Source organism: Candidatus Arsenophonus triatominarum (assembly GCF_001640365.1).
Taxonomy (GTDB): domain Bacteria; phylum Pseudomonadota; class Gammaproteobacteria; order Enterobacterales; family Enterobacteriaceae; genus Arsenophonus; species Arsenophonus triatominarum.
In genome coordinates, this window is record NZ_LWMI01000001.1 from 41,239 (window position 1) to 64,776 (window position 23,538).

The following is a 23,538-nucleotide window of genomic DNA, read 5'->3' on the forward strand; positions in this document are numbered from 1 at the left end:
TGCTTAACCTCCGGTATAATTAGCGTCTAGAAAGATATGTCTTCGTCTTCAAAATCAGTTTGATGAATAGCGTTACTATTTGGATGTTTAGTGGTTGGCAGATTCGGTCTACTTTGACTTTCCTGCGGTTTTCTTTCCTTCCGGTTGCCTAATATTTCAATGTCATTGACCAAAAATTCCGGTGTTATCCTTTGCTGACCGGATTTATCTGTCCATTTATTTTCCTGATAGACCGTGGTAACACGAACAAAAGTGCCTTTTTGTGCATGATTATTGATATATTCCGCTATTTGTTTAAATGCCTTGCAGTTTATCCATGTTGTGTCATCAATCCATTGACCACTGTTGTCTTTTCTTGATTTGCTGATATCGATTGAGAATACGGTGATGGGATTTTTATCCTGGGTATAGCGAATTTCTAATTTGCCGATGCGTCCGGTAAAGTTACACTGGTTTTGGTTTGCCATTTAAGCGACCTCTTTTATTTTAAGTGCTTCTTTTTTGGATTCGTAAATTTCTTGTGCTTTAGTTTGCTCTGGTGTATCTTTCAATGCCTTATAAGCCTCAGCAAATAATATTTGCAGTTCATTCATATTTTTTGTTTGGTTAACAGAATCAGTAAATAACATTAAATGTATTTCAGCCTGACTTCTGCCATCATTTAGCCATTCATTCAAGCGTTTACCTACATCCTCATTAATCACTATAAAATCAGCATTGCTAAACAATCCTGTTCTATCTTTACTTGCTGAGGCGGTATGTGTTTCATGGTTTAAATCTAAAACGGTGGTGAACTCATATTCTATACCGTCTCGTTGTTCTGATTTCATGCCGAGTTTATCGACTCTTTTCTTGCCATTTCCTTTATCCACTTGCGCCGTTTCTGTTTTACTACGCATTGTTGCAATAATGTTTATATTTGAACGGAGAATTGAATTGATAAATTTGTTATGTCTGGGCGTTATATTATTCCATGCTGACCAACTATTTCCTTTGTATTTGGTGCTTGTAATGGCATCCAATATTTCAAGGCATCCCCCTGTTCCGTTCCATTCATGCGTTATACTGTCAATAATAAGGTTGTCGTAGCTGGCTTCTTGTGCAATATTCATTGCCTGAATAAAGCGTTCAGGGGTGAAGGGTGGGTCAAGTTCAAGCACATCAAAATTAAAATAATTTGAATATAATGAAGCACTTCCTTTTTCAGTATCAATAACTGCTGTTTTGCCACCAAGCCCTTTAGCAATAGTGAGTGCGCCATAGGTTTTCCCTGAACCACTTGGTCCTGTTAAAGCGAGCCGGAGTTTTGCTTTTTTTCTCATTGCCTTGGTAAAATTCATTAAAATAGTTGCTGAATAGAGACTTGCGTTTTTTGTCACGCTATAGACAATAAAAAGAGGTTTAACTTAGAAAATAACGGTTTGAAATGATCAACAAAGAGCGGTTGTTACGAGATAATCGTTTATGTAAAGCAATCATTGGATTATCAGTCGAAGAATTGAAAAATTTAGCCGCTGAATTTTCAGCTTGTTATTTGATTTATCGGAAAAAGAATCGAAAAGATCACGAGCGGCAGATGGGTGCAGGGCAGAAAGGATTTATCCCAACCCCATTAGATAAACTGCTTTTTATTTTATTGTATTTAAAATGTTATCCGACCTATGATTTGCAAGGACTTCTTTTTGGTTTAGATAGAACACGGGTATGTCGCTGGGTAAAAATATTATTGCCGGTTTTAGAGATGACCTTGGGGCGAGAATGTGTTTTGCCCGCTCGTCAAATTCGCTCTGCTGAGGAATTTTTTCGCGCCTTTCCTGGAGTTAAAGACGTCTTTATTGATGGGACAGAGCGACCTGTCCAAAAGCCTAAGAATCTGCGTCGGCGAAAAAAAATGTATTCGGGAAAGAAAAGACAGACCACTCGAAAAGGGCTTATTATGACTGGCGAAACGAGGAAAATTGGATTTATCCCCATGATCAAAAATGGGCGCCGTCACGGTAAACGCTTACTCGATAAAGTATATTAGTCTTAACTTAATCTGACGATTTTGATTTAAAAAAGAGCGTTACCGGTTTTAATTAACATCATTAGATAATTAAATAAAAGGTAATTCTATGTATCAAACAAATAATCCTATCATAAACATAAAGTCGGGTTACTTAACCTCGCTGAAGAGCTTAATAACGTCTCAAAAGCCTGTAAGATTATGGGGGTATCCCGAGATACGTTTTATCGCTACCAGGAACTTGTTAACGATGGTGGGATAGACGCTTTAATTAATCAAAATCGACGGGTGCCTAACGTAAAAAATAGAGTAGATGAACAGATTGAAAGCGCTGTAGTTGAGTATGCGATTGAATACCCTGCACACGGTCAACACCGCAGTAGTAATGAACTAAGAAAAAAAGGCATTTTTGTTTCGGGGAGTGGCGTTCGCTCTATTTGGCTGCGTCATAATCTCGAAAATTTTACAAAACGCCTAAAAGCGCTTGAAGATAAAATCGCAACAGAAGGAATTATCCTGTCAGAATCACAAATCAGTGCTCTAGAAAAGAAAGCGCAAGATGATGAAGTCTGTGGTGAGATTGAAACAGCGCATCCAGGTTATCTGGGTTCACAAGATACTTTTTATGTCGGTCATTTAAAAGGCGTTGGTCGTGTTTATCAACAAACTTACATTGATACTTACAGTAAAGTCGTTCATTGTAAGCTTTACACAACAAAAAGCGCGATAACGGCGGCAGATTTATTAAATGACAAGGTTCTCCCTTTTTATTCCCAGCATGGGTTACCGGTGTTACGTATACTGACGGACAGAGGCAGTGAGTATTGTGGTAAAGTTGAACATCACGATTATCAAATTTATCTCGCTATCAATGATATTGATCATACAAAAACTAAAGCTCGTTCACCTCAAACTAATGGAATTTGTGAACGCTTTCATAAAACTGTATTACAAGAGTTCTATCAGGTGGCTTTTCGTAAGAAAATCTATAGGGCTTTAGATGAATTACAAGCTGATTTAGATAAATGGTTAGCGGAATATAATAACCAATGCACTCATCAAGGAAAAATGTGTTGCGGTCGAACTCCTATGGCAACTTTACACGATGGAAAACAACTTTGGAGAGAGAAAGATTTAAATCAAATTTAACCTGACAGATACTGTATAAATAACCGGCAACTGTCAGATTAAGTCTGAGCTACTACAAAGTATGAGTATTGCGGTGCGCCGTTTGATGCTCTGTTATAGTACTCCCATGGGTATCATTTTATAAATTCTCTTAAATGAACGGTTATTTTGGGTTCTGGTATTTCTACGCTGCAATCAAGCAAAGCCTGACCTTGCAAATGTCATGTAGGTCAAAAGCAATCAAATATATCGTTTTTATAGAATTATCGCTGTGATTATACAAATATATCTCTGCACAGTATTCTAATAATTCTTTGTTATCTCTTTTTTGAGTAGATATGAAGCAGACTCTACCGAATTTACCATGTTCCTTTCTAACCTTGTTGATATTATTAGATTCAAATTTAAACTCGTTTTTCACAAAATACAATAAATCATACGAATGTTCTTCTTTCACTTTAAGACCTCGAAGTTAATTATCTATACCAATGAATTATTTTCATCATCTCACCATGATAAATAACCTGCATCCCTGCTTTTATATGATCACGAGTTTCGCACAGGAATATAAAATTCCAGAAATGGCTTAAAAGCAATAGTTAATTTGCAAGTTACTAAAACGTATAAATTTGTTTAAATTACAATAAGTTGCTTTTAATTTATAAGATTTTGTCTATTTATATATTATGCTGAATTAAACTTAAAAATAGAGCGTTTTTTTATTGGTGGCGAAACTCGTGATGATGTAACGTTGTTCGGTATTCATGGACGTTATTCATAATATTTCTCCGGTTATTGATAAAATACTAGTGTAAAATTCTTAGCTTTATTGATTAAATGAATGCAAATGTTGATAAAAAAGTGATCATTTATGAATTATTTATGGTAGCATTGTTGGCGTTGTGTGTTAGTTAACAGCAACATTTTCCTTGGTGTTGGCCAGCCTTTGCGCTGGTCTTTTTTTTAGTGATGCGGAAATACCAAATAGCTGTCAATTTCTAGTGAATACTTTGGCTATTAGCAAATAACGATTTCAGATTGATACCGTATACCTGTAGCCATGATTCAGCAGGCCATGACTTTACCTGACCATAACGGATATCCGGTACTTCTTTAGCTTTCACCTTGTTCTCACGACACCATCGACGGAGTGGGGCAAATTTGTATTCTTTCCCTGTAGCATTCTTTACTGCTGTGATGGTGGCATATTTAACACTTTCTCCTAATCGTTCCGTGAGTTCCCTATTTTTACGTGTAGCAACACTGAATTTACCCATTGCAGAAGCTTCACGAGTGCGACTGATTTGTGATTTTGTCCTAATTGCTTCATCACGCTCACTACTTATTTTTTCTACTTGCTCGGTATAGCTAATCAGCATTTTTCGTAATTGTGCGGGATTATCTAACCACTCTGTTGTGTGGTAGCTCAGACTTGATCTAACAGTTACCGGTTATTTATACAGTATCTGTCAGGTTAAATTTGATTTAAATCTTTCTCTCTCCAAAGTTGTTTTCCATCGTGTAAAGTTGCCATAGGAGTTCGACCGCAACACATTTTTCCTTGATGAGTGCCTTGGTTATTATATTCCGCTAACCATTTATCTAAATCAGCTTGTAATTCATCTAAAGCCCTATAGATTTTCTTACGAAAAGCCACCTGATAGAACTCTTGTAATACAGTTTTATGGAAGCGTTCACAAATCCCATTAGTTTGAGGTGAACGAGCTTTAGTTTTTGTATGATCAATATCATTGATAGCGAGATAAAGTTGATAATCGTGATGTTCAACTTTACCACAATACTCACTGCCTCTGTCCGTCAGTATACGTAACACCGGTAACCCATGCTGGGAATAAAAAGGGAGAACCTTGTCATTTAATAAATCTGCCGCTGTTATCGCGCTTTTTGTTGTGTAAAGCTTACAATGAACGACTTTACTGTAAGTATCAATGTAAGTTTGTTGATAAACACGACCAACGCCTTTTAAATGACCGACATAAAAAGTATCTTGTGAACCCAGATAACCTGGATGCGCTGTTTCAATCTCACCACAGGCTTCATCATCTTGCGCTTTCTTTTCTAGAGCACTGATTTGTGATTCTGACAGGATAATTCCTTCTGTTGCGATTTTATCTTCAAGCGCTTTTAGGCGTTTTGTAAAATTTTCGAGATTATGGCGCGGCCAAATAGAGCGAACGCCACTTCCCGAAACAAAAATGCTTTTTTTTTAGTTCATTACTACTGCGGTGTTTGTAGTGGCATACTAAATTTGGCCACCTAAGTTGAGGTGATATGCTTACCTCATAATTTTTATAGGTGCCGAAATGAGTAAAATAATTACTGCTGAATTTAAATGTGAAACCGCCAAATTAGTCCTTGACCAAAATTACACCTACCAGGAAGCCGCGAAAGGCATGAACGTCAGTCTTTCAGCGATTAGCCGGTGGGTAAGAGCCCTTCGTTTAGAACGTCAAGGGAAAACATCGCCTGGTCTGCCATTAACACCTGAACAAATTGAGTTCAGAGAAATGAAGAAAAAAATCCACCGGCTGGAAATGGAGAATGACATCTTAAAAAAGGCTACTGCGCTCTTAATGTCCGACTCACTGAAAAATTTTCGGTAGTTGAAAAGCTAAGAGTGCTTTATCCGGTGAAAACTTTGTGTCGTATTTTTAATGTTCACCGAAGCAGTTATCGCTATTGGTGTCGGCCTAAGGAGCCAGATATTGAGCGGACGATAAAACGTAGCCTAGTCAGCGAAGCGTGGAACGTTAGTTGTAGTGGTCAACTAAAATTGGCCACCCTACCTGACTGTTCACGGAACAGTCGCTCTGATTCGTTTGGCGTTAATCCACCGTTATACCAGTGAGGTCTTATATCGCTATAGTAGTGGGTTATGTAGCGAATAATAAGCGTGTTGCTTAATAGTGAAATAAGGGTATTTCGGTGATTGAAGTAAATTTTAGGCTGTTCTGAGATGGAAATTCCAAAGACCGGCACTAAGGAGTAAAAAGGTATCATCAATAAAGGGTCTACGATTCCGTAAAATTTGGGTCATACAACCGAGGCGCTTGATACCCGCGATGGCGTGTTCAACCGTAATACGGATGCCCGAGATTATTTTATTTTCTTGTTTTTGTTCAGGCGATAAAGGTCTTTTTCGAGTTCCTTTTTTTGGGATTTGTGTATTAGGATGCTGTTTATCTATACCTTGAAAACCGGTATCGGCCCAGATGGTTACCTCAGGGGGAATATGGCGAATTATATCGACTTTATCGAGTAAGCGTTTATCGTGACGGCGCCCATTTTTGATCATGGGGATAAATCCAATTTTCCTCATTTCGTCAGTCATAATAAGCCCTTTTCGAGTGGTCTGTTTTTTCTTTCCCGAATACATTTTTTTTCGCCGACGCAGATTCTTAGGCTTTTGGACAGGTCGCTCTGTCCCATCAATAAAGACGTCTTTAACTCCAGGAAAGGCGCGAAAAAATTCCTCAGCAGAGCGAATTTGACGAGCGGGCAAAACACATTCTCGCCCCAAGGTCATCTCTAAAACCGGCAATAATATTTTTACCCAGCGACATACCCGTGTTCTATCTAAACCAAAAAGAAGTCCTTGCAAATCATAGGTCGGATAACATTTTAAATACAATAAAATAAAAAGCAGTTTATCTAATGGGGTTGGGATAAATCCTTTCTGCCCTGCACCCATCTGCCGCTCGTGATCTTTTCGATTCTTTTTCCGATAAATCAAATAACAAGCTGAAAATTCAGCGGCTAAATTTTTCAATTCTTCGACTGATAATCCAATGATTGCTTTACATAAACGATTATCTCGTAACAACCGCTCTTTGTTGATCATTTCAAACCGTTATTTTCTAAGTTAAACCTCTTTTTATTGTCTATAGCGTGACAAAAAATGCAAGTCTCTATTCAGCAACTATTTTAATGGCTGACTGAGCAGTACTAAAGCTTTGGTAGCCAGTCGTTGGCACCCATTCGGTCTTCAGACTACGGAAGAATCGTTCCATCGGACTATTATCCCAACAATTCCCTCTGCGACTGATACTTTGGGTCATCTGATAACGCCACAATGCCTGCCTATACTGACGACTGGTATAATGACTTCCCTGATCACTATGGAACATCACCTGTTTGGGATGCCCACGTAGTTCCCAAGCCATTTGTAGTGCTTTGGCGGTTAATTCTGAGTCTGGTGCAAATGACATTGCCCAGCCCACCGGTTTTCGGGCAAACAAATCCAATACCACAGCCAGATAGGCCCATCGTGAGCCTGTCCAAATATAGGTTACATCGCCGCACCAAACCTGGTCAGGCTTTGTAACAGCGAACTGCCTATTGAGCAGATTTGGAATATCAATACGTTCATTTCCACCGCGGTTGTATTTATGTTTTCGCTCTTGGCAACTGACGATGATTAATTCTTTCATCAACTTACCCGCTAACCACCGCCCAAGTTTCACGTTGTGTGTATTGGTAACCATCGTGGCGATAGTCCTTGCGCCAGCAGAGCCGCCACTAACGTTCCACGCTTCGCTGACTAGGCTACGTTTTATCGTCCGCTCAATATCTGGCTCCTTAGGCCGACACCAATAGCGATAACTGCTTCGGTGAACATTAAAAATACGACACAAAGTTTTCACCGGATAAAGCACTCTTAGCTTTTCAACTACCGAAAATTTTTCAGTGAGTCGGACATTAAGAGCGCAGTAGCCTTTTTTAAGATGTCATTCTCCATTTCCAGCCGGTGGATTTTTTTCTTCATTTCTCTGAACTCAATTTGTTCAGGTGTTAATGGCAGACCAGGCGATGTTTTCCCTTGACGTTCTAAACGAAGGGCTCTTACCCACCGGCTAATCGCTGAAAGACTGACGTTCATGCCTTTCGCGGCTTCCTGGTAGGTGTAATTTTGGTCAAGGACTAATTTGGCGGTTTCACATTTAAATTCAGCAGTAATTATTTTACTCATTTCGGCACCTATAAAAATTATGAGGTAAGCATATCACCTCAACTTAGGTGGCCAAATTTAGTATGCCACTACACTGTGACTTCTCTCAACGCATACCAGATAGCATTATTCCATGCATCCCTGAAACGAAAGTTTTGAGTCATGAGAGCGATGATACGAGCGAGATTTTGAGTATCTTTATTACTGAACTTCTCGTGAGCTTCGGGTTGGTATTTTGGTGCAGTGTGAAGTTCTGCTTCCATGCGATTGAATTCGGCAATGTAGACTTCCTTGAACTGCGCTGCCTTTTTGCCTGTGAATCCCATGACCAAGAATACGAAGCCGTCTTTGGTCATTTCGTAGTATTTAGATTCTCGAATTACTGCACCTGCCTTGATTTTTTCTACGTGGGCTGAAAAGTTAGCCGACGCAAATTCAACTGAACATTCTAAAGTTTCAATTTTTTGGATTACATTTTTATGCAATTTACCGAAGTAATCTGCAACGTCTTGAGAGGTAGTAATAGCTTTGCCATTATGAACAGTAACTTTTGGATTAATAGTAGATAATTGAAATGTCATAAGACCTCCGATGGTTTTCTAAATTTACTCACCACCGTTGAGGTCAATCTTGGGTGGTGAACTGAACAGGGTTGACCTTACCGGGAAAACCAACCGGCCAGCTTTTCAGCTGCCCCATCCAGCCCACCATTGAATGTAGCTAGATTACGACATTAAAAAAACACGCTCGCGGCGTGCATATGTCGCGGCTTTCTCTGCGAGAGGTCAATCCCGACATCTGATTTATCAGATGCAAGTAAACTATAGCGCATGATTTCTTTTTTCGTCAATGGGTATTTTGTGGTTATAATTGCGTGGTAATGGGTTATTAGCTCAGTTACTAGAGCAGTGGAATCTTAATCCATCGGTCGCAGGTTCGAACCCTGCATAGCCCACCATTGGTTGTTATTCACACTCGTTCGCTTGTTGCTGCTTCCATCTCGGCAACAGGAGTTTCCTCACATTTTTTAATTATCTTCTCATTCTATCGAAAAGATTCAACCTGTTTATCATGGTAGAATGATTTATCGGGAGGTATCTCTATACTCCTTAACTTTTAGTAACTAACTTTCACGTGCATTTTAAGTGTACTTTGAAGTCCAATGATTGTCATATCGAAGTCAGCTTAATTTTTATAACTTCCTGTTTTTAAAGTTATTGTCCTACTGCTGACCAGGTAAATTTGGTGGAGCTGGCGGGATTTGAACCCGCGTCCGAAATTTCTACATCCTCGGTACTACATGCTTAGTCTAGCCTTTACATTCGCCAGCTAGCTGTGGACAGACACACTACTAACAGACTAGCCTGATTAAGTTTAACGCTTCAACCCCAGGCTAGGCATCCACGCGATCACTTTTAGGTTTGACCTCTCTTGATCCCCGTCCTAAGAGCGGAGGCTAGGGAGAGAGGGCTCTGCGCAGGTTATTAAGCTGCCAGTGCGTATTTATCGTCGTTTGCGACTATTTTTTTGCGGCTTTTTACGAGGCCAACCGCCCCTCGGCATGCACCTTGGGTTTCGCAAATCCCGTCGAATCCAGAATCAGCCCCAAGTTGATTACTTCAATTATATCAGAAAAAAACTTAATAATGCTAGCACTTAGGTCATTATCGACCTGCGTTTTTCATAATTCTCGCTTTGTCTAACTTCCATTCGCGATCTTTAATGTCAGAACGCTTGTCGTGCTCTTTTTTACCCTTGGCGACACCAATTTTGACTTTACACCAGGCACTTTTCCAGTAAAGGGATAATGCTACCGCTGTGTGGCCTTCGCGATTGATTTTACCAAATAGCGAATCTAGTTCACGCTGATTTAGCAATAACTTTCGGGTGCGCATTGGATCACAAACCACATGGGAGGAGGCTACATTTAGCGGGGTAATTGTTGCACCAAAAAGATAAGCTTCATCCTCTTTCAGTAAAACATAACTGTCGCTAATATTAGCTTTACCTGCGCGTAGTGCTTTGACTTCCCAACCCTGCAAAGCTAAGCCCGCCTCAATTTCTTCACTGATGAAGTATTCATGGCGTGCTCTTTTATTTAACGTAATCGTTGCCGAACCGGACTTGTGTGCTTTTTTCTTTGTCATAATTGGCGATTATACTGTATGTATAAATAAATGGCACGGTAAGGATCTATTATTTGGTGTTAAGTGAGCATTTATTAGACTAAGTTGTCGTGCAGAATTTTTATTTAACACGAGTTTCGCACAAAACTAATTTGGGTACGCTAATAAAACACGGATGTGCTCAGCAATAGCATTTTTGATTATTGATTACATGCCAATTTTGTTGATAAAGAGTTATTTTTTCAGATATACGACGTTTATGTTGTTCAAACCACGCAGAAATAGCGAGAAAAATTGATTTCTTTGCACTCGGCTCGTGCGAGCCTGACAGCGTTCAATACCACAATTTTGTTTAACTTCTCGATGATAAACTTCAACAGACCAACGGGCATCCATGATAGATTTGACGTATTGACGGGTGGGATTGTCTTAGTTTGTTACTATGTAATCAATATGGCCGTTTTTGGCTGTAAATTTGAAAACAGTCACCCAACCGTAGCCTCGTAAGTGTATTGGAATTCCTTCTTTTGAGATGTCTAACTTGTTCAGTTGTTTGTTATGGTTAACAATCCTGTTTTTCCTCAGCATGGTTACCCAGACCCAACCATGAGAGCGAATTGATTTCAAATTATCCAGGCTAGAATACCAGGCATCCATCACTACCGCTTCTGGTATGATCCCTCTTTTTTTAGCAAGAGTGAGCATTTCGGAAAAGTGCGTGTTTTTTGTTTTTCCATCAGAATCACGAGTTTCGCAATCTCCAAAAAAGAAGTATAAATTTAAAAACAAGAAAAAATTAGGGTGTTCATATTTTGTCCGGTTATCCATGCATTAAAAATATCTATAAAACATTCTTACAAGTAAGCAGTGTAAGATACTCTGGTTTGGCGTTATCAGAAGTAAGCCCATCTGTAGTAGCTCAGACTTAATCTGACAGTTACCGGTTATTTATACAGTACCTGTCAGGTTAAATTTGAGCTACTACATGAAAGCTGAGTAGAATCGTCTACGACGCTTACTACCGTTATTCAGCAAAATTTCATGCATTTTTGGCTCCAAGTCTTTACAAAAATCATCCATCAGGCAATAAAGTTCAGTAAGATTTTTCATAATTGTTTAACAATGCTCTACTCTTTAACCAGATTGTTAGAGTATTTTAACGAAATATGCGCATTAAATTATTTGAATAGCAAGACTTTTACTTTATTTCTTATCCCGAACTCAGGTTATAGATATTTTTAATGCATGGATAACCGGACAAAATATGAACACCCTAATTTTTTCTTGTTTTTAAATTTATACTTCTTTTTTGGAGATTGCGAAACTCGTGTTTAAGTGTATATCAATGTTATTATTGTTTTTGATTTATTTGACGAGAATGGTTATGCCGCAAATTAGTCGATCTGCATTAGTGCCTTATAGTGCGGAGAAAATGTACAATTTAGTTAATGATGTAGATTCATATCCACAATTTTTACCAGGTTGTGTGGGCAGTCGGGTGCTGAATCATGTTAATAATGAAATGACTGCGTCGGTTGAGGTTGCTAAAGCGGGTATTAGTAAAACTTTTATTACGCATAATATATTGCAAAATAATAAGAGTATTCAAATACAGTTGGTAAAGGGGCCATTTCATAAATTAATGGGTAATTGGTTATTTACACCTTTAAATGAAAATGCCTGTAAAGTTGAATTATGCCTTGATTTTGAATTTACCAATAAATTGATTGAGTTGGCTTTTGGTCGAATTTTTAAAGAGCTGGCTGGAAATATGGTGCAAGCTTTTACTCAACGTGCTCACGAGGTTTATCGTGGTTGAAATAAATATTGAAGTGGTTTATGCATTGCCAGATAGGCAATTTTTGTTGCACGTCAAGCTAGCGGAAGGTGCGAGTGTTGAAGAGGCAATTATGCAATCAGGTATTTTGTCGCTTCGAGATGACATTGAATTGAGTAAAAATAAAGTCGGTATTTATAGTCGACCTGCTAAATTATCTGATATCTTATCTGATGGTGATCGGGTTGAAATTTATCGTCCATTACTTGCTGATCCGAAAGAGATACGTCGTAAACGGGCAGAAAAAGCCAAACAAAAATCTTAATAACCTATTTGTAATGAGGCAGGTTGACCGCCAATTTAGATGTCGCCTAATTGGCGGTCTATTGATATTTATTTAAATAAATATCAATAACTTTATGTAGCATCTACATAAGTGTTGATGCTTTTTGTGCTGCTAAGGTATCGTTATTTTTGATGTCGACTAAAATCCCATTGCGATCAAAAGTGAGTGTTAGTGTTTGCTGTTTAACCTTTTCATGTCTAGGCTGTTGACGGAAAATATAATACCAAACTTGCTGGCCAAACGGTTCCTTTAGCATTGGTGTTCCTAATGTATAGGCTACTTGCTGTTGCGTCATTCCTTTTTGGATTTTTGCAACATCACTGGCAGAAAGATAGTTGCCTTGATTAATGTCAGGACGGTAAACAAGCCGTTCTGCTATAGAACAACCCGCTGTAAAAACAACAACAGACATAACAGCAGCAATTAACAGTTTACAACGCATGGTTATATATTCCTTTAAGAGTCAGAATATCGATAATAATCGACATTGATGAAATTGAAAACCTTTCCTCATTTTTCTATGACCTATACTATACAATAAAGTTGAAGATGTTTTTAAGCAGCAAGTAGATCTTTTGCGCTAGCCAGGATGTTTTTTGTTACTTCACTACCACCCAGTAAACGGGCAATCTCTTGTAAGCGAGTTTTTTTATCTAATAATTGCATTTGTGTTTCTGTTTCACAGCCATTAGTCTGTTTACTCACATAAAAATGGTGATGCCCACAGGCTGCAACTTGAGGTAAATGGGTAACACATATAACTTGAGTTGAATTGCTTAATTCACGTAACAATTTTCCAACCACCGCGGTGGTAGCACCGCTAATACCCACATCAACTTCATCAAAAATAAGTGCAGGAGTATCCATTTTTTTGGCTGTAATGACTTGTATGGCCAGCGCGATGCGTGAAAGTTCTCCACCTGAAGCAACTTTTATTAATGCTTGATGTGGTTGCCCAGGATTGGTTGTCACGTTGAACTCTACTTGGCTTGCTCCATCAATTTGTAAATGTTCAGGATTAAAATTTACATCAACCGTAAAATAGCCATGAGGCATTGAAAGTTGATGCATACTGTTGGTGATTAATTGACTTAATTCACTGGCATATTGTTGCCGTATTTGATGGAGTTTGCCGGCTATTTCTAATGCATATTGATGTTGAACTTCGACCTGACTAGTTAAGTGGTCACAATCATCTTGTTGCTGATTTAGTTTTTCTTGTTCCGCCAGTAGTTGTTGGTGTAATTCAAACAATAATTCGGGCGCAACCCGATGTTTACGGGCTAAATTGACATATTTCGCGATGCGATGTTCTAATTCGAATAGTTGGTTAGGATCTAGCTCCGTTCGATCACCATAATGACGCAATTCATTACTCACTTCATTAATTTGGATCGATGCCTCTTCAAGCATATCAAGTAAATGACTGAATTGATTACTAACAGAAGCAAGCTCATTAATTTTTTGCTTTGCATGATTTAGCATACTGATAATATTTTGTTCATCATTGTCATTAAGAATTTGTAATGCATTTTTACTTAAGGAAAGAAATTGTTCACGATTAGCTAGCTGTTTATGCTCTTGCTCTAATTTTTGATATTCATCAGCTTGCGGTATCAGTTCACCCAATTCTTTAAGATGATATTCAATAAGTTGTTGGCGCGACAGACGTTCAGTTGCTTGTTGTTGAAATTTTGTTAATTCTTGGCATCTTTGATGCCAATTTTTCCAGGCCGATTTCATTTCAGCCAAGAGAGCGGTTTGGTTTGCGTAAGTATCCAATAGAAATTTTTGATGCTGATTATCTAATAATAATTGGTGAGCGTGCTGGCCATGTATTTGAATAAGTAACGTCCCTAGTTCGCGCAATTGTGATAAGGGAACCGCTGTGCCGTTAATAAAACCACGTGATCGTCCATCAGCAGTGATGGTTCTGCGTAGCAAGCATTCATTATGGTTATCTAACTGATAATTTTTAAGCCAATCTTGTGCTGAAGGAGTATCAGTAAGAGAAAAATAGGCACAGATATCGGTACGAGAAGCACCAGGGCGAACAATATTGGTATCCGCTCGGTTGCCTAAACATAAACCTAATGCATCAATTGCAATTGATTTGCCAGCCCCTGTTTCACCGGTAATAGCACTCATACCAGGATGGAAATCAATTTCTAGTTTGCGGACAATGGCAAAATTATTGATGGTTAATTGAATAAGCATGTGCTTCTCCTGTATATAAAAACATAATTGTTAATAAGCACAGTATAAACTAGTTTTTTATACAGTGAAGTAGTAATTAAAAATAATCAAAAGGTTTTCTTTAACCAGCCTAATTTTGAACTTAATGTATTGAAATAATTATAATCTTTTGGGTGGATGAGATTAAGTTTTTTATTACTTCGTTTGATTAAGACTTCATCATCATCTTGAATAGGTAAAATAATTTGGCTGTCACAGCTGATTTCATAATTGATGTTTTTTTGTCTAAATTTTAATTTAATACTACTATCGCTGCTGATGACTAATGGGCGCGATGAAAGGGTGTGAGAGAACATAGGGACTAGCGCGATAGCCTCAAGATTTGGGGTGAGTATCGGGCCACCGGCAGAGAGTGAATAAGCGGTTGAGCCAGTTGGTGTAGTAATAATTAGTCCATCGGAACGTTGAGAAAAGGCAAAGCGATCATCAATATAAACTTCAAATTCAATCATGTGAGCCACTTTGCCAGGGTGCAAAATGACTTCATTAATTGCCGTACTCATGCGAGGTTTGTGATTTTTTTTGCTGATTTGAGTTTTCAGTAAGAAGCGTTGTTCTTCATAGAAATGGCCAGCTAATACTTCTGTTAGCTGTTGTAGCGCGTTATCTGGCCCAAGATCAGTTAAAAAACCAAGGTTACCGCGATTGATGCCAATAACTTTATTTTCATAGCGTGATAGAACACGAGCAGCGCTGAGCATATTACCGTCACCACCAATAACAATAATTAAATCAGCTGTTTTACCAATTTCTGTTAATCCACCAATGGTGGCATTTTTTAGTTTAAGCTGTTGAGCAATTTGTCGTTCAACAATAACTTTGTATTTTTGCGCTCGTAGCCAATTATAAAGTTGTTCATGAGTTGCCAATGCCTCTGGATGTCGAGGATGACCAACAATACCAATATATTTAAATAATGTTTTTTTTGCTGCTTTTCCGGTCAGCATGGTTTATTTCCTCTTACAAGTTGGCGTGTTCTCTTGAACACGAGTTTCGCACCAATAAAAAAACGCTCTATTTTTAAGTTTAATTCAGCATAATATATAAATAGAAAAAATCTTATAAATTAAAAGCAACTTATTGTAATTTAAACAAATTTATACGTTTTAGTAACTTGCAAATTAACCATTGCTTTTAAGCCATTTCTGGAATTTTATATGCCTGTGTGAAATTCGTGTTGAATCCCAAACTTTTATCCCCATAATAAGCTAATAATCTGGATTAATGCTAAAAAGAATGTGGAGATACTCATGAGTAGTAAAGATCATAAAGTGCATGGTGAACAAGCCTCTAAACAAAAACAATTAAAAAAATCACAAAAAAATGAGGCAAAAGAACAAGCAATTGAGACCGAACAACCAGTGAGTTCTACTGAAGAAGTATTAATTGATCCACGTATTACTGAATTAGAGCAGCAGTTGCTTGAAGCGCAAAAACGTGAATGTGAAGCGTTGCTACGTGCTAAAGCTGAAGTGGAAAATATTCGCCGCCGTACTGGGCAAGATGTTGAAAAAGCACATAAGTTTGCCCTAGAGCGGTTTGCAAATGAGTTGTTACCCGTTATTGATAATTTGGAAAGAGCAATCGAACTTGTTAATCGAGAAAATGCTGAATCGATGTCAATGCTTGAAGGACTTGAATTAACTTTAAAATCTTTTCTAGCTACTGTTGGCAAATATGGTATTAAGGTGGTAGCGGAGAAGAATGTTGCTTTCAATCCAGAACTGCATCAAGCCATGACGATGATCGATTCAGAAGAACATGAACCTAATCAAGTTATTGATGTTATGCAGAAAGGTTATACTTTAAACGGTCGTTTACTGCGCCCGGCGATGGTGATTGTGTCAAAAGCAAAATAAACTGAAATAATGCCACCCATATGGTGGTGGCATTTAGTTTATTGTTCTGGAACGATCGGTGTCCAGTCTATGGGACTTAATCCTTGTTTTATGAGTATTTCATTGGTTTTGGAAAAATGTCTGCATCCAAAGAAACCTCTATGGGCCGAGAGTGGTGAAGGATGGGGCGCTTTAAGCACAAAATGTTTTTGGTTATCGATAAATTGGCCTTTTTTCTGCGCATTGGATCCCCACAATAAAAAAACCACGCCAGCACGGTGTTGATTAATTGCCGCAATAACCTTATCCGTAAATGTTTCCCAGCCAAGATGGGCGTGGGAATGAGCTTTGCCTTGTTCAACTGTTAAAACCGTGTTTAATAATAATACCCCTTGTTGTGCCCAACTGACGAGATAACCATGATTAGGGTATTGGAAATCGGCAATGTCTTTTGCCAATTCTTTGTACATATTAACCAGTGAAGGCGGTGCAGGAATACCTGGCCGAACTGAAAACGAGAGTCCGTGCGCTTGATTAGGACCATGGTAAGGATCTTGTCCTAGGATCACAACTTTTACTTCGCCGAGTTCGGTGTAACGGAAAGCATTGAAGACATCTTTTTGTGGTGGATAGATTGTTGTGCCATGTTGACGTGCTTTGGCAACATAAGCCAGGGTGTTACGGAAGTAATCTTGTTCTTTTTCTAGGCCGATGACATCGTGCCAGCTGGGCAAAGAGGGCATAACCATTCCTTTAGGTTTTGATTAATATCATGTTTAACTTAACATCTACGTTATATGAGGTAAATTTTAAAACGGAAATCGCTTATTTTTCATTCTATATTTTCATATTAAAAATATTTTCTAAAAAATATGAATTTTTTTAAATGAAAAATTGATTTAAAACAGTAATCTGTCGATAATATTATTAATAACGCTTTGAAATTATTGATTAATGTCAATGAATTGATGATATTTAATTGATCTATATTTTATAGAAATAATGGTTATAGCAAATAGCCAATTTGAAAATAATTTCAAATTGTTATTTCAATCTTGATGGTTAGCAAATTGAATCGCACTTAAGGTGAGGAGTAAAAGCCATCCGTTATTGCTAAAGGGAGATAGAATCGGTTTATTGGAACTGTTGCAGGTCGAATTTTCATCAGATAGTGTGTTTTTTCATCTAACACCCTAATTTTAGAGACATTAACCCTAGGTTTAGCTGAGTAACCCTCGTTTTTTCTCCAGGTTATCCAGTCTTTCTGACAACAATTTCGTTGCCTGTTTGCCAGCCTGGGCGCTGGTAAAAAATAGCCTGTCGCCACACAGAATACATTTGCGCAGAAACCCTTTCATCAGCACGGCAAAATCAGGTTTCTCCGGTTTTTTACGCGCCGTCATCTCCAACGCCTTATACACCTTCGGCAATAGCACGCCCCTTTTGTGATTCGACAAAAAACCGTAGTAACGCACTATCTTAAAATGCCTCGCCGGAATATGGCTAATATAACGCCTAATCATCTCTTCCTGAGGCAGGGTCTACTGCCGGTGCTGCCCAGTCCGGTGGTCATATAGCTAGGCGACTTAATTTTGATTACAAGGTGTGTTATGAGTTATACAATTGATTTTCGACGTAAAGTAATATCTGTAAGGAAAGCCGAAGGTTTAACAATTCGAGAAACTGCGAAACAATTCCGTATTGGAAAAGCGTCTTTATAGCTAGGCGACTTAATTTTGATTACAGCATATGTATTAAAAACAGGTCATCGATAGTGCATCCTGTTTCCATCTTTTTACGTTTAGCTTGAGACCATTTATGTTCTATAGGATTTAAATCTGGTGAATACACAGGCAAATATTCTATCTGGTGTCCTGCGTTTATAATTGCCTGTTCAATATTCTTACCTTTGTGAAAGCTAGCGTTGTCCATAAAAATAACAGAATTTTCAGGAAGTTCTGGGAGCAATATTTTTGTGATCCAAACATAAAAAACATCACGATTAATATTGCAATCAAATAATCCGATAGCAAAAAGGGTTGTTCCCAATAAAGCGCCAATAACATTTGTTCTTCCCTTAGCACCCCAGTTTTTCAGGCCAAAACAACGGTGACCTTTTGGGGAATAGCCGTGAGTTCGTGGAGTGTCATGTGAAAAACCACTTTCATCAATAAAAACAACAGATTTATCTTTTTTTTCATACTGTTGTCTTTTTTGCTGATGTGCCAGCCTGTCGCTTTCGTTGGTTTTTGGATGGAATAGAGTTTTTTTTATAGGTTAATCCCAGCTTTTTAAGGGATTGCCAAATAGTCTTTTTACAAACACCGAATCGCTCTGCCCGTTCCTTTTGGTAAGCATCTGGATACTGTTCCACATCTTTTGCTAAAGCATTTTTATCGAGCTTCCTCTTACGTGGCGTTGAATTTTTTGGCTCTGGTCGTTTAAGCCAACGTACTAAAGACGCTTTTCCAATACGGAATTGTTTCGCAGTTTCTCGAATTGTTAAACCTTCGGCTTTCCTTACAGATATTACTTTACGTCGAAAATCAATTGTATAACTCATAACACACCTTGTAATCAAAATTAAGTCGCCTAGCTATATTACGGTTAACAATCCGATTTTTTCTCAGCGTAGTTACCCAAACCCAACCATGAGAGCGAATTGATTTCAGATTATCCAGGCTAGAATACCAAGCATCCATCGCTACCGCTTCAGGCTTGATCCCTCTTTTTTTAGCAAGTGCGAGCATTTCGGAAAAATGCGTATTTTTTGTTTTTCCATCGGAATCTTTATCATAAATACGATAATCAATAGGAATTGATTCAACAGTTGTTAGATTATGCCAAAGTAAATTAACTAAACCTATGCCAGCAATAACATCATGTTCGTTACCTGAATACTGACACGAGTTTCGCACCAATAAAAAAACGCTCTATTTTTAAGTTTAATTCAGCATAATATATAAATAGACAAAATCTTATAAATTAAAGCAACTTATTGTAAGTTAAACAAATTTATACGTTTTAGTAACTTGCAAATTAACCTTTGCTTTTAAGCCATTTCTGGAATTTTATATGCCTGTGCGAAACTCGTGACTGATAATGAACCATCTCTATTTTTTTACTACGTGTTTTGGCAATCAATGTATCATCGGCAATTAGTACGCAAGGGCTTTTTTTGTCTATAGATGTTTCAACTAATCTCCACAGGTCTTTAGGTCGAAAACACCTGCTTTTTAGCCATCGACTAATAGTTGTCATGAGACAAAGGTGATGGGCTTACTTCTGATAACGCCAAACCAGAGTATCTCACACTGCTCACCTGTAAGAATGTTTTGTAGATATCTTTAATGCATGGATAAACTGACAAAATATAAACATCCTAATTTTTTTTGTTTTGAACTTTATACTTCTTTTTCGGAGCTTGCGAAACTCGTGTTGAAGAACAGCTCACGCCATACACCATGTTTACTATCCAAACCGCCCCGGGTGACGGAGACATGGATATGCGGATGTTGATTGAGCTGTCTGCCATAAGTGTGCTTCGAATTTGGAGATCGACATGGTTATTGGAATTCAGATTACTAAGGCAGCTAATACAGCACTATTAAATTCCTTTTGGTTATTAGACGACGAAAAAAATGAAGCTCGCTGTATTTGCGCTAAAACTGCTTTTAATGAAGGACAAATTGTTGTCAAGGAGTTGTTAGGTTCGTTTGAATATCGTGGAATTCTCCTTGAGGTTAAACCGCAGGTGTTAGTAGAAGGCGGACAACATTTAAATGTTAATGTTCTGACTCGGGAAACATTAGAAGATGCGATTGAAAATCCAGAAAAATATCCTCAATTAACCATTCGTGTTTCAGGCTATGTATGCGGTGCGTTTTAATTCTTTAACCCTGGGCAGCAACGCGATGTTATTACGCGTACTTTTACGCAAAGTTTATAATAAAATAGTGCTCAATTAATTTTCGTTATTTCACCAAATAAATCAATAAATGGTTTAAATATTTCACGAGTTTCGCACCAATAAAAAAACGCTCTATTTTTAAGTTTAATTCAGCATAATATATGAATAGATAAAATCTTATAAATTATAAGCTATCAAATAAAAACATAAAACTGAAATATCAATAAGTTATAAAAATATAGCTCATTTAATATACGCATTTAAACGTAAAAACAAGCGATTTCACTCACTATAAATCAATTACTTACAACTTATAGTGAGTTCTAATTTTAGCTGAAATCTCAGTTTTAATTCACCCTTTTTAAATTCCCAAATAACCTTAATCATTCGTTTAACTAAGAATATAAAATACCCATTGACGAAAGAAGAAATCATGCGCTATAGTCTCTATCAGGTGCTTGAAACCACCTTCTACGAGCGGATATCCGCACCCGACAGTCTAGCGGTTTTTTTACGTCCATAGATTATGGTCGGGTAGCGAACAGAAAATACAAAACCCTGAAAAGGGGAAAACTGTTGGCCGTCTCGTAGCGGGTTTCAAGTACCCGACCGCCCTACTGAAACTAGGGTTTTATAAATCTACGAGGACGTAAAATATGAATAGTCAAATAACAACCATTCCTAATGTATTTATTCACGATGGGAAAGCTATAACTACCTCTCGCCAAGTAGCTTCATATTTTGGTAAACAGCATTTTCATGTCATTGAAAAAATCAAAAATCTAGAATGCTCTGAGCAATTCTTAACCATCAACTTTTCGAGGGTTCCGTTTGAACATAACGGAAATGTATACGAAGAGTACGAAATGACTAAAGATGGCTTCGTATTCTTGGTGATGGGATTTACAGGCAAGAAAGCAGCGCAATTCAAGGAAGCCTACATTGCTGAATTCAACCGCATGGAATCAAAACTTCACTCTGCACCAAAATACCAACCTGAAGCACATGAAAAGTTCAGCAACAAAGATACCCAAAATCTCGCTCGTATCATCGCTCTCATGACTCAAAACTTTCGTTTTAGAGATGCATGGAATAATGCCATCTGGTATGCATTACGAGAAGTCACCGGTATCCCCTCACCTTATTCGATGGAAGTACGACTAGTTCCTTCTATCGCTTCTGAGTGTGAGCGTATTTGGCATGTAACAGAGCATTTACAAGATGTCATAGCGGATGCAGAGAAAACAGCGATTAAACGAATTATCCGCAAACGTGAAAATGCAGATAGAGTTATTGCTGAAATAGAAACTTTGTTATCTCAGGCTACACAGGATAACCAGCTAATGCTAAATGTTGCACTCTCAGGTTGGCATAAAGCGGAATTGACTCACTTCCTCCAGCGCTGCTAATATGATGCCCCTGTGATGGGGCTGTTTGTTTAAGGTTAAGGTGAATAATGTTCAAAGAAAATCAAAGCTACCAAAAAGCGGTTAATTCCACCCAGCAAAGATAGTGAAGTCTGGATGGCAAGGTTGGCAAATGGCACGGGCGACGCTTGGCGATTTCGAGACGGTGTGAGGCTGAGAGAAAGGCAAAAGAAACTGGTGCGGTGTTGGAAAAACGTAGCAAATACCGATTTAGTCCGAGTCATTGAAAAATGCCCCTAAGCAATAGGGGCGTCATGTTAAAGCTGGACCACTAAATAAATAACTTTTTCAATATAGCTTTTATTTGAGCAAATACAAATTGCTATTAACGATAATTGAAGATATCAAATGGCTAAAAAATTCACCCCAACGCCCCATGATGCGGTATTTAAGCAGTTTTTAAGTGAAAAAGAGACCGCTAAAGATTTCTTTGATATCTGGCTACCGGATGAGATTAAGGCACTGTGTGACTTAGATAGCCTCAAAGTGGAATCTGGCTCATTTGTTGATAGTGAGATGAAAAACTACCAGAGTGATATCCTGTATTCTGTCAAAACAGAAAAGGGACAAGGTTATCTCTATTTGCTGATTGAACACCAATCAACCCCTGACAAGCTCATGACATGGCGACTCATGCGCTACAGTATGGCTGCCATGCAAAAGCATTTAGAGGCTGGTCATAAAGAGTTGCCGCTGGTTTTTCCCATCCTGTTTTATTGCGGTGAGAAAAGCCCTCATCCGTATAGTACAGACTGGCTAGACTGCTTTAGTGGCAGAGATATTGCCGAAAAGATATACACCAAACCGTTTAAGCTAGTCGATGTCACCACGCTTGATGTGTAGTGGCATACTAAATTTGGCCACCTAAGTTGAGGTGATATGCTTACCTCATAATTTTTATAGGTGCCGAAATGAGTAAAATAATTACTGCTGAATTTAAATGTGAAACCGCCAAATTAGTCCTTGACCAAAATTACACCTACCAGGAAGCCGCGAAAGGCATGAACGTCAGTCTTTCAGCGATTAGCCGGTGGGTAAGAGCTCTTCGTTTAGAACGTCAAGGGAAAACATCGCCTGGTCTGCCATTAACACCTGAACAAATTGAGTTCAGAGAAATGAAGAAAAAAATCCACCGGCTGGAAATGGAGAATGACATCTTAAAAAAGGCTACTGCGCTCTTAAATGTCCGACTCACTGAAAAATTTTCGGTAGTTGAAAAGCTAAGAGTGCTTTATCCGGTGAAAACTTTGTGTCGTATTTTTAATGTTCACCGAAGCAGTTATCGCCATTGGTGTCGGCCTAAGGAGCCAGATATTGAGCGGACGATAAAACGTAGCCTAGTCAGCGAAGCGTGGAACGTTAGTGGCGGCTCTGCTGGCGCAAGGACTATCGCCACGATGGTTACCAATACACACAACGTGAAACTTGGGCGGTGGTTAGCGGGTAAGTTGATGAAAGAATTAATCATCGTCAGTTGCCAAGAGCGAAAACATAAATACAACCGCGGTGGAAATGAACGTATTGATATTCCAAATCTGCTCAATAGGCAGTTCGCTGTTACAAAGCCTGACCAGGTTTGGTGCGGCGATGTAACCTATATTTGGACAGGCTCACGATGGGCCTATCTGGCTGTGGTATTGGATTTGTTTGCCCGAAAACCGGTGGGCTGGGCAATGTCATTTGCACCAGACTCAGAATTAACCGCCAAAGCACTACAAATGGCTTGGAACTACGTGGGCATCCCAAACAGGTGATG

The 23,538-nt window shown here is 38.4% G+C and carries 20 protein-coding genes, 1 tRNA gene, 1 other RNA gene and 13 pseudogenes; 12 read left to right on the plus strand and 23 right to left on the minus strand.

The genetic code is table 11. The features are described from left to right. Positions 1-26 precede the first annotated feature (26 nt). Positions 27-467, minus strand: coding sequence for a single-stranded DNA-binding protein (locus AYJ55_RS00265; RefSeq protein ID WP_063653443.1), 441 nt, complete (start codon positions 465-467; stop codon positions 27-29). Continuing rightward, complete coding sequence (locus AYJ55_RS00270; protein ID WP_063653444.1) at positions 468-1,340, minus strand: ATP-binding protein; 873 nt, start codon at positions 1,338-1,340, stop codon at positions 468-470. It lies immediately after the preceding gene. An 86-nt stretch (positions 1,341-1,426) separates the two neighbouring features. Between AYJ55_RS00270 and AYJ55_RS00275 the strand changes: the two genes are divergently transcribed. Then, positions 1,427-2,026 carry a transposase family protein gene (locus tag AYJ55_RS00275; protein ID WP_063653445.1) on the plus strand — a complete coding sequence of 200 codons (600 nt, stop codon included), beginning with the start codon at positions 1,427-1,429 and terminating at the stop codon, positions 2,024-2,026. Positions 2,027-2,114: 88 nt separating this feature from the next. Further along, a pseudogene (locus AYJ55_RS00280) lies at positions 2,115-3,154 on the plus strand (IS481 family transposase). Positions 3,155-4,131: 977 nt separating this feature from the next. Here the strand turns inward: AYJ55_RS00280 and AYJ55_RS00290 are convergent. Both AYJ55_RS00290 and AYJ55_RS00295 read right to left on the minus strand, forming a co-directional pair. Then, on the minus strand, positions 4,132-4,512 hold the full coding sequence (locus tag AYJ55_RS00290) for a hypothetical protein (protein ID WP_063653448.1): 381 nt from the start codon (positions 4,510-4,512) through the stop codon (positions 4,132-4,134). Positions 4,513-4,607: 95 nt separating this feature from the next. Then, positions 4,608-5,391 (minus strand): annotated as a pseudogene (locus AYJ55_RS00295) (integrase core domain-containing protein); the annotation flags it as partial. Positions 5,392-5,457: 66 nt separating this feature from the next. Between AYJ55_RS00295 and AYJ55_RS00300 the strand changes: the two are divergent. Beyond that, a pseudogene (locus AYJ55_RS00300) lies at positions 5,458-5,909 on the plus strand (transposase); the annotation flags it as partial. 8 nt (positions 5,910-5,917) lie between these two features. Here AYJ55_RS00300 and AYJ55_RS24330 read toward each other — a convergent pair. The 4 genes and pseudogenes from AYJ55_RS24330 to AYJ55_RS00320 all read right to left on the minus strand — a co-directional run. Continuing rightward, a pseudogene (locus AYJ55_RS24330) lies at positions 5,918-6,043 on the minus strand (IS3 family transposase); the annotation flags it as partial. A gap of 52 nt (positions 6,044-6,095) precedes the next feature. After that, positions 6,096-6,995 (minus strand): transposase family protein, encoded by a 900-nt coding sequence (locus tag AYJ55_RS00305; protein ID WP_063653450.1) that lies wholly within the window; start codon positions 6,993-6,995, stop codon positions 6,096-6,098. An 85-nt stretch (positions 6,996-7,080) separates the two neighbouring features. Beyond that, positions 7,081-8,123, minus strand: a pseudogene (locus AYJ55_RS32310) (IS3 family transposase); the annotation flags it as partial. A 68-nt stretch (positions 8,124-8,191) separates the two neighbouring features. Then, entirely contained in the window at positions 8,192-8,683 is a 492-nt protein-coding gene (locus AYJ55_RS00320) for a Rha family transcriptional regulator (RefSeq protein WP_063653452.1), read from the minus strand. 301 nt (positions 8,684-8,984) lie between these two features. Here AYJ55_RS00320 and AYJ55_RS00325 point away from each other — a divergent pair. Then, a tRNA-Lys gene (locus AYJ55_RS00325) sits at positions 8,985-9,060 on the plus strand. 285 nt (positions 9,061-9,345) lie between these two features. On the opposite strand, the gene ssrA is transcribed toward AYJ55_RS00325, so the two are convergent. From ssrA to AYJ55_RS31390, 4 genes are all read right to left on the minus strand, one after another. Beyond that, positions 9,346-9,709: a transfer-messenger RNA gene (ssrA, locus tag AYJ55_RS00330) on the minus strand. 57 nt (positions 9,710-9,766) lie between these two features. Then, complete coding sequence (gene smpB / locus AYJ55_RS00335) at positions 9,767-10,249, minus strand: SsrA-binding protein SmpB (protein WP_063653454.1); 483 nt, start codon at positions 10,247-10,249, stop codon at positions 9,767-9,769. A 213-nt stretch (positions 10,250-10,462) separates the two neighbouring features. After that, the gene (locus tag AYJ55_RS31385) at positions 10,463-10,624 is read right to left on the minus strand and encodes a transposase (protein ID WP_222703372.1); all 162 of its coding nucleotides are present in this window, start codon (positions 10,622-10,624) and stop codon (positions 10,463-10,465) included. A 33-nt stretch (positions 10,625-10,657) separates the two neighbouring features. Next, positions 10,658-10,933: a transposase gene (locus AYJ55_RS31390; protein ID WP_222703373.1), complete on the minus strand. Its 276-nt coding sequence runs from the start codon at positions 10,931-10,933 to the stop codon at positions 10,658-10,660. Between the two features lie 107 nt (positions 10,934-11,040). Here AYJ55_RS31390 and AYJ55_RS35280 point away from each other — a divergent pair. Further along, positions 11,041-11,139: pseudogene (locus AYJ55_RS35280) on the plus strand (IS701 family transposase); the annotation flags it as partial. Positions 11,140-11,230: 91 nt separating this feature from the next. On the opposite strand, the pseudogene AYJ55_RS34305 reads toward AYJ55_RS35280, so the two are convergent. Continuing rightward, a pseudogene (locus AYJ55_RS34305) lies at positions 11,231-11,338 on the minus strand (IS982 family transposase); the annotation flags it as partial. A gap of 274 nt (positions 11,339-11,612) precedes the next feature. On the opposite strand from AYJ55_RS34305, the gene AYJ55_RS00345 reads away from it, so the two are divergent. Together AYJ55_RS00345 and AYJ55_RS00350 are read left to right on the plus strand one after the other, a co-directional pair. Further along, on the plus strand, positions 11,613-12,047 hold the full coding sequence (locus tag AYJ55_RS00345) for a type II toxin-antitoxin system RatA family toxin (RefSeq protein ID WP_063653491.1): 435 nt from the start codon (positions 11,613-11,615) through the stop codon (positions 12,045-12,047). Next, positions 12,040-12,330: an RnfH family protein gene (locus tag AYJ55_RS00350; protein WP_063653457.1), complete on the plus strand. Its 291-nt coding sequence runs from the start codon at positions 12,040-12,042 to the stop codon at positions 12,328-12,330. Before AYJ55_RS00345 ends, AYJ55_RS00350 begins: the two co-directional genes overlap by 8 nt. Positions 12,331-12,433: 103 nt before the next feature. On the opposite strand, the gene bamE is transcribed toward AYJ55_RS00350, so the two are convergent. The 3 genes from bamE to nadK all read right to left on the minus strand — a co-directional run bounded on the left by bamE (position 12,434) and on the right by nadK (position 15,554). Next, a complete protein-coding gene (gene bamE, locus AYJ55_RS00355; protein ID WP_063653459.1) occupies positions 12,434-12,793 on the minus strand; it encodes an outer membrane protein assembly factor BamE in 360 nt (119 codons plus the stop codon). A gap of 113 nt (positions 12,794-12,906) precedes the next feature. Next, positions 12,907-14,568 carry a DNA repair protein RecN gene (recN, locus tag AYJ55_RS00360; protein ID WP_063653461.1) on the minus strand — a complete coding sequence of 554 codons (1,662 nt, stop codon included), beginning with the start codon at positions 14,566-14,568 and terminating at the stop codon, positions 12,907-12,909. An 86-nt stretch (positions 14,569-14,654) separates the two neighbouring features. Beyond that, positions 14,655-15,554 carry an NAD(+) kinase gene (nadK, locus tag AYJ55_RS00365; protein WP_063653463.1) on the minus strand — a complete coding sequence of 300 codons (900 nt, stop codon included), beginning with the start codon at positions 15,552-15,554 and terminating at the stop codon, positions 14,655-14,657. Positions 15,555-15,857: 303 nt separating this feature from the next. Here nadK and grpE point away from each other — a divergent pair, with 303 nt between their 5' ends. Beyond that, entirely contained in the window at positions 15,858-16,466 is a 609-nt protein-coding gene (gene grpE / locus AYJ55_RS00370) for a nucleotide exchange factor GrpE (protein ID WP_063653465.1), read from the plus strand. Between the two features lie 38 nt (positions 16,467-16,504). Here the strand turns inward: grpE and ung are convergent, their stop codons facing one another. From ung to AYJ55_RS24345, 7 genes and pseudogenes are all read right to left on the minus strand, one after another. After that, positions 16,505-17,188 carry a uracil-DNA glycosylase gene (ung, locus tag AYJ55_RS00375; protein WP_063653467.1) on the minus strand — a complete coding sequence of 228 codons (684 nt, stop codon included), beginning with the start codon at positions 17,186-17,188 and terminating at the stop codon, positions 16,505-16,507. A 477-nt stretch (positions 17,189-17,665) separates the two neighbouring features. Further along, positions 17,666-18,019 (minus strand): annotated as a pseudogene (locus tag AYJ55_RS35285) (transposase); the annotation flags it as partial. 166 nt (positions 18,020-18,185) lie between these two features. Continuing rightward, on the minus strand, positions 18,186-18,719 hold the full coding sequence (locus tag AYJ55_RS00385; RefSeq protein ID WP_162505291.1) for an IS630 family transposase: 534 nt from the start codon (positions 18,717-18,719) through the stop codon (positions 18,186-18,188). Beyond that, positions 18,643-19,008 carry an IS630 transposase-related protein gene (locus AYJ55_RS00390; RefSeq protein ID WP_063653415.1) on the minus strand — a complete coding sequence of 122 codons (366 nt, stop codon included), beginning with the start codon at positions 19,006-19,008 and terminating at the stop codon, positions 18,643-18,645. The genes AYJ55_RS00385 and AYJ55_RS00390 overlap by 77 nt, the downstream gene beginning before the upstream one ends. A gap of 37 nt (positions 19,009-19,045) precedes the next feature. Continuing rightward, a pseudogene (locus tag AYJ55_RS00395) lies at positions 19,046-19,348 on the minus strand (transposase); the annotation flags it as partial. Between the two features lie 196 nt (positions 19,349-19,544). Beyond that, positions 19,545-19,815: pseudogene (locus AYJ55_RS35290) on the minus strand (IS701 family transposase); the annotation flags it as partial. A gap of 70 nt (positions 19,816-19,885) precedes the next feature. Further along, positions 19,886-19,987, minus strand: a pseudogene (locus tag AYJ55_RS24345) (transposase); the annotation flags it as partial. A gap of 20 nt (positions 19,988-20,007) precedes the next feature. Between AYJ55_RS24345 and grcA the strand changes: the two are divergent. The 4 genes and pseudogenes from grcA to AYJ55_RS27600 all read left to right on the plus strand — a co-directional run. Continuing rightward, positions 20,008-20,394: pseudogene (gene grcA, locus AYJ55_RS00400) on the plus strand (autonomous glycyl radical cofactor GrcA). Positions 20,395-21,011: 617 nt separating this feature from the next. Next, complete coding sequence (locus AYJ55_RS00405) at positions 21,012-21,764, plus strand: Rha family transcriptional regulator (protein ID WP_063653472.1); 753 nt, start codon at positions 21,012-21,014, stop codon at positions 21,762-21,764. Between the two features lie 366 nt (positions 21,765-22,130). After that, entirely contained in the window at positions 22,131-22,625 is a 495-nt protein-coding gene (locus tag AYJ55_RS00410) for an Rpn family recombination-promoting nuclease/putative transposase (RefSeq protein WP_245677218.1), read from the plus strand. 68 nt (positions 22,626-22,693) lie between these two features. After that, positions 22,694-23,527: pseudogene (locus AYJ55_RS27600) on the plus strand (IS3 family transposase); the annotation flags it as partial. Positions 23,528-23,538: the final 11 nt, after the last annotated feature.